The sequence below is a fragment of the Marinobacter sp. genome (assembly GCF_033722195.1).
GTDB lineage: Bacteria > Pseudomonadota > Gammaproteobacteria > Pseudomonadales > Oleiphilaceae > Marinobacter.
This window is the reverse complement of the sequence record NZ_JAWVZL010000145.1, coordinates 1-5,521: the sequence shown is the minus strand read 5'-3', so window position 1 is coordinate 5,521 and position 5,521 is coordinate 1. Positions and strand designations below refer to the sequence as shown.

General features: G+C 61.5%; 7 protein-coding genes. 4 read left to right on the top strand and 3 right to left on the bottom strand.

The window, feature by feature from the left end; all coding sequences use genetic code 11:
* The 3 genes from R3280_RS15860 to smrA all read right to left on the bottom strand — a co-directional run.
* Positions 1-408: class II aldolase/adducin family protein (locus tag R3280_RS15860; protein WP_318999584.1), on the bottom strand; the 408-nt coding region annotated here is incomplete at its 3' end.
* Positions 409-483: 75 nt separating this feature from the next.
* Complete coding sequence (locus R3280_RS15855; protein ID WP_318999583.1) at positions 484-675, bottom strand: membrane lipoprotein lipid attachment site-containing protein; 192 nt, start codon at positions 673-675, stop codon at positions 484-486.
* A 93-nt stretch (positions 676-768) separates the two neighbouring features.
* Positions 769-1,350, bottom strand: coding sequence for a DNA endonuclease SmrA (gene smrA / locus R3280_RS15850; RefSeq protein WP_318999582.1), 582 nt, complete (start codon positions 1,348-1,350; stop codon positions 769-771).
* A gap of 144 nt (positions 1,351-1,494) precedes the next feature.
* Between smrA and R3280_RS15845 the strand changes: the two genes are divergently transcribed.
* The 4 genes from R3280_RS15845 to R3280_RS15830 form a co-directional block, all read left to right on the top strand.
* Complete coding sequence (locus tag R3280_RS15845) at positions 1,495-3,405, top strand: putative nucleotidyltransferase substrate binding domain-containing protein (RefSeq protein WP_318999581.1); 1,911 nt, start codon at positions 1,495-1,497, stop codon at positions 3,403-3,405.
* A gap of 8 nt (positions 3,406-3,413) precedes the next feature.
* Positions 3,414-4,121 carry a 3'-5' exonuclease gene (locus R3280_RS15840; protein ID WP_318999580.1) on the top strand — a complete coding sequence of 236 codons (708 nt, stop codon included), beginning with the start codon at positions 3,414-3,416 and terminating at the stop codon, positions 4,119-4,121.
* Between the two features lie 220 nt (positions 4,122-4,341).
* A complete protein-coding gene (locus tag R3280_RS15835) occupies positions 4,342-4,608 on the top strand; it encodes a DUF4212 domain-containing protein (RefSeq protein WP_318999579.1) in 267 nt (88 codons plus the stop codon).
* A gap of 3 nt (positions 4,609-4,611) precedes the next feature.
* Positions 4,612-5,521: VC_2705 family sodium/solute symporter (locus tag R3280_RS15830; RefSeq protein WP_318999578.1), on the top strand; the 910-nt coding region annotated here is incomplete at its 3' end.

Below are 5,521 nucleotides of genomic sequence, written 5' to 3'. Positions count from 1 at the left end.
GCCCTCGTGGGTCTGAACACCGGAGAAAGCCTTCTGCAGTTCATAATCCTGCAGCACCACCGGCTCGCCGGGCGGCACCAGCCGGCTCAGCACCGTCGCCTTGACGGAATGGGTATGCAGCACCGCCCCGACATCCGGGAAGATTTCGTAGAGCACGGTGTGCAGCCGGGTCTCCGCCGAGGAACGGCAGTTGCTCTGCACCGCCCGGCCCGACAGATCCACCACCATGACGTCACCCGCTGCCAGCTCGCCCTTGTGCCGGCCGGAGACCGTGATGGCGATGTGCTCGGCGTCGATCCGGGCCGAGTAGTTGCTGCTGGTGGCCGGAGACCAGCCCCGGCTGTAGAGGAAGCGGCCGGCCTGGATGATGTCGTCAGCAGCGCTGGCGTATCGGGTGATGTCGAACAAGTGCGGTTTCCCTCCAGAAACGATGGCCAGAAACGATAGGGCCAGAGACGATACGGGACGGTCGAAGGCGCCGGCTTACTGGATGACCGGGTTGCCCTGGGCATCGCGCCAGATCACCCGTTCGCCCTTGTTGAGCTGACCCTGGGTGTCCCAGACCTTTCGGTTAGTGGTGGCCTCTTCCATCTCGCCGGCATCGTTCCAGATCGCCCGGTTCTGGCAACCCGCCAGCACCAGGCCGGCCAGGGCTACAAGGACTACTTTCTTCATGATCGCTCTCCTGCTGCGGTTGCGGAAAATCGTCGCTATTTGACTACATATGGTGACGCCAGCATAGCGCGGAGGTATTACGATCGCGTCAGGTCAACGGTTTCCATGGAGTTCCCGGTTGCGCTGCTTCTGCAGGTCGCCCTTGCGGATCATGACGTAGACCGCGCCGGTACCACCGTGGTGGCGCTGGGCGGAGTGGAAGGCAAGCACGTCGTCCAGCTCCGGCAGCCATTTGGCCAGGTAGCTCTTCAGCAGCGCGACCCCATCGGGATTGCGCTCGCCCTTGCCGTGCAGAATGATCACCGAGCGCAGCCCGTAGCGGACACAGTCCTGGATAAAACCGAAGACCTCGCGGCGGGCCTCCTCCACGGTCTTGCGGTGCAGGTCCAGCCGCGCCTCTATGGGGTACTGGCCCAATCGCAACTTGCGGTAGACCCCATGTTGCACGCCCGGCCGCTGCCACTCCAGCACGTCCTGGGCGGTGAGCGGGTCCACATCGTCCGCGGTCAGCGGATTGCGGTCCCTGAGGGGCTGGTCCATGGCGGCGCGCTGACGTTCCAGATGCCCCGGCGTCAGCTCCTTGGGGACCTTGATATCGGCCCGGTTGGGTTTCCGGATTCTGCGGACATCCTGCATTTCCTCCAGGAAACTCAGGCGCTCGTCTTTTGTGGTCATGGCGTTGTCTGATAATCGCTGGTACCGGGAACTGTAACACCGCACGGCGGCGCCATAAAGCCTGGCGGCTGCTTGATCCAGGGCACTGCCGGCGTGTTCTGTCTGGTCTACACTAGGGTCATTACATTGATTTGGCAGAGCATGATGGAACAGCAATCACACGAGGCCAGACCCCAGAACATTCGCGCCATGATGGCGTTCCTGCGGGAACATGCGCCCTTCTCCAGTATGGATGAAAGCCACCTGGCCCTGTTCGCCGAGAATGCCGAACTGCGGTTCTTTGCCGACGGTGACGTCGTGCTGTCGCCGGACGACGGCAAAGTGGAACACTTCAATGTGGTGAAACAGGGACAGATACGTGGCGAGCGCGCCAACAAGGACGGTAACACCGAGACCACCTTCGAAATCAGCCAGGGCGAATGCTTTCCGCTGGCGGCACTGATTGGCGAGCGGCCCACTCGGACCCTGCACCGCGCCTGCGGTGACACCTTCTGCCTGACTCTGGACCACAGCACCTTCGCCACCCTGTTTTCCCGCAGCGAGACCTTCCGGGATTTCTGCCTGCGGGGGGTGAGCAGCCTGCTGGAACAGGTCAATCGCCAGATCCAGTCCGGTGCCATGGCCTCCATCAGCCCCAATACCTCCCTGGATACGCCCCTGGAGCGCTATGCCCTGCGCAATCCCATCGTATGCTCGCCGGACCTGTCGGTACGCAAGGTGGTGGCCAGAATGCACGAGAACAGCGTCGGCAGCATGGTGATCACCGACCAGAACCGCAAGCCCATCGGCATCTTCACCTTGCGGGATCTGCGCACCATGATCGCCGACGAGAACGCCGACCTGGACGCGCCGGTCAGCCGGGTGATGACGCCCGACCCCTGCTGCCTGCCAGCCAGCGACCATGCCTTCGACGCCGCCCTGCTGATGGCGGAACACCATTTCGCTCACCTGTGCGTGGTGGACGACGAGGACCGTCTCATCGGCGTGGTATCGGAACGGGACCTGTTCTCCCTGCAGCGGGTGGACCTGGTGCACCTGGCCCGCACCATCGGCACCGCCAATCACCTGCGCACCCTGGTGAGCCTGCGCAGCCAGGTCGCCCGGCTGGTAGACACCATGCTGGCCCACGGCGCCGACTCCGGCCAGGTGGTCAAGATCATCACCACCCTCAACGACGTCACCGTCCGGCGGGTGCTGGAACTAAACATCAAGCGCAACGACCCCGGCATCCCCTTTACCTGGCTCACCTTTGGCAGCGAGGGCCGGCAGGAGCAGACCCTGCTTACGGACCAGGACAACGGCATCCTGTTCGAGACCCCCGAGGGCATGACCGCGGAGCAGGTGCGGGAGAAGCTGCTGCCGTTCGCCAGGACCGTCAACAACGAGCTGGCGGAATGCGGATTCACCCTCTGCAAGGGCAACATCATGGCCAGCAACCCCAAGCTCTGTCTCAGCACCGAGGAGTGGGACGACTGGTTCGTGCGCTTTATCGACGCATCGACCCCGCAGAATCTGGTGTACTCCTCTATTTTCCTGGATATGAGGGCTGTATTTGGTGCCACCGAGCCGCTGGAGAAGCTGCTGGATAAGATCGTCGGCCGCATCCGCAAGAACGACCTGTTCCAGAAGATGCTGGCCGGCAACGCCGTTCAGAGGCGCCCACCGCTGACCATATTCAATAATTTCCGTTACGCCTCGGACGGTGACAAGCACTCCCTGGATCTCAAGCGCCAGGGCCTGGCGCCTTTCGTGGAGGCCGTCCGGGTGCTGGCGCTGGCCCAGGGTATCAAAGAGGCCAATACCCTGGAGCGTCTTGAGAAACTGGCCCACAAAGGCGCCGTGGACCGCAAGGACGCCGGCGCCTGGAAAGAGGCCTACAGCCTGATCCAGGCGATCCGGATGCGGGCCCATCAGCAGATGCTGGAGAAAGGTCAGGAATTGAGCAACTACATCAACCCGGATGATCTGAATCCACTGGATCGGCGGATCCTGCGGGAGTCCTTCCGTCAGGCCCAGCGCCTGCAGCAAAAGCTGGAAACCACCTATCTGCTCTAGGCGCTGCCATGTTTGACCGTCTCAAAGAATGGATTAACCGGAAACTGACCGGGCCCGACGCCCACCATGACCTGCAGCACCTGCCGGCGCCCAAAGTGGCAGGGGATCAGCCCCTGGAGGACCTGCGCCTGATCGTGCTGGACCTGGAGACCACCGGCCTCAATCCCGCCAAGGACCAGGTCATCGCCATTGGCGCGGTGGCCATCAATCGCGAGCGCATCCCCCTGCGGGACCAGTTCGATCTGGTCCTGAAGCGACCGGAGCTGGACATCAGCGAAACCGTGCTGATTCACGGCATCGGGCCGGAGGCGCTGGTCAAGGGCCATGAAATCGAAGATGCCCTGCTCTACCTGCTGGAATGGATGAACGGCGATCCGATCCTGGCTTTCCATTCGGCCTTCGACCAGAAATTCCTGGAGAAGACCCTCAAGCAGACCCTGGGCTACACCCAATCCCACACCTGGATGGACGTGGCCGACCTGCTGCCGGCCATGTTTCCCAAGGCCAAACCGCCGGAAGGGCGCCTGGACAACTGGGCCGACCATTTCGGGCTGGAGGTCAGCGAGCGCCATCATGCCGCTGCCGACGCTATGGCTACCGCCGAGCTGACCCTCATCGCCCTCAACCGGGCCCGCAAGAGCGATGTCCATACCCTGGCCCAGCTCCAGGACAAGCTGCGCTACTACCACCGTCTGAAAACCTTCAGCCGCCACTGATGCCGACAGCCTCGTTAGGGCTCCGTCCCGGGGCAAAAATGTGACATAGCTGACTGATACTCCGGGAAAGATTAGACCTTTTGCCAATATCCATTAACCCGCCGACCGGTAAAGTCAGTGAGGTACCTTGGGGGAAGAAGAAGAATCAGAAAAAGACCTTCTTCCGCGCATAGATAGGTGACACGTACCGACGAAAAAACAACAAAGCTGGAGAGTAGCTATGTCGGATATATCGCAGAATGCAGTTGAATACTGGAAGGCCAATCTGCGGCTCATTGTGGGCTGTATGGCGGTCTGGGCATTCGTTTCCTACGGATGCGCCATCCTCTTCCGTCCCCTCCTCTCGGGAATCCCCATCGGGGGCACCGACCTCGGATTCTGGTTCGCACAACAGGGTTCCATCCTGACCTTTATAGCCTTGATCTTCTTCTACGCCTGGAGAATGAACAAGCTTGACCAGAAATTCGGCCTGGCCGAGGAGGAGTAAGCGATGGACCAGTTTTACATCAACCTGCTGTTTGTAGGTGGCTCATTCGCCATCTACATCCTGATTGCTATCTGGGCCAAGGCCGGTAGCACCAGTGACTTCTACGTCGCCGGCGGTGGGGTCCATCCCATCACCAACGGTGCCGCGATCGGCGCGGATTGGATGTCTGCTGCATCCTTCATCTCAATGGCGGGCCTGATCGCCGCCGGTGGTTACGCCAACTCCACCTTCCTGATGGGCTGGACCGGCGGCTACGTGTTGCTGGCCATGCTGCTGGCGCCCTACCTGCGCAAGTTCGGCAAGTTCACGGTACCCGAGTTCATCGGTGACCGTTTCTATAGCAAGAACGCCCGTTTCGTAGCGGTTGCCTGCCTGATCGTCGCTTCGGTCACCTATGTAATCGGCCAGATGGCCGGTGCCGGTGTGGCCTTCTCCCGCTTCCTGGAAGTGGATGCCACCACCGGCCTGATCATCGCCGCGGTGGTTGTGTTCGTGTACGCCGTTTTGGGCGGCATGAAGGGCATCACCTACACCCAGGTCGCCCAGTACATCGTCCTGATCGTCGCCTACACCATTCCGGCGGTGTTTATTTCCCTGCAGCTGACTGGTAACCCCCTGCCGCCGCTGGGCCTGTTCTCAGAACACACCCAGTCGGGCATGCCGCTGTTGGCCAAGCTGGATGAGGTCATCACTGCCCTGGGCTTCAAGGACTACACCGCAGATGTGGACAACAAACTCAACATGGTGCTGTTCACCCTGACCCTGATGATCGGTACCGCCGGTCTGCCTCACGTCATCATCCGCTTCTTCACCGTACCCAAGGTGGCTGATGCGCGCTGGTCCGCGGGCTGGGCACTGGTGTTCATCGCCCTGCTGTACCTGACTGCGCCGGCTGTTGCCTCCATGGCCCGTC

What these genes read in the sequence shown, in the direction of transcription:
- R3280_RS15835 (WP_318999579.1), top strand. Translation starts at nt 4,342, where the DNA reads ATGTCGGATATATCGCAGAATGCAGTTGAATACTGGAAGGCCAATCTG.
- R3280_RS15845 (WP_318999581.1), top strand. Translation starts at nt 1,495, where the DNA reads ATGGAACAGCAATCACACGAGGCCAGACCCCAGAACATTCGCGCCATG.
- R3280_RS15855 (WP_318999583.1), bottom strand. Translation starts at nt 675, where the DNA reads ATGAAGAAAGTAGTCCTTGTAGCCCTGGCCGGCCTGGTGCTGGCGGGT.
- smrA (WP_318999582.1), bottom strand. Translation starts at nt 1,350, where the DNA reads ATGACCACAAAAGACGAGCGCCTGAGTTTCCTGGAGGAAATGCAGGAT.
- R3280_RS15840 (WP_318999580.1), top strand. Translation starts at nt 3,414, where the DNA reads ATGTTTGACCGTCTCAAAGAATGGATTAACCGGAAACTGACCGGGCCC.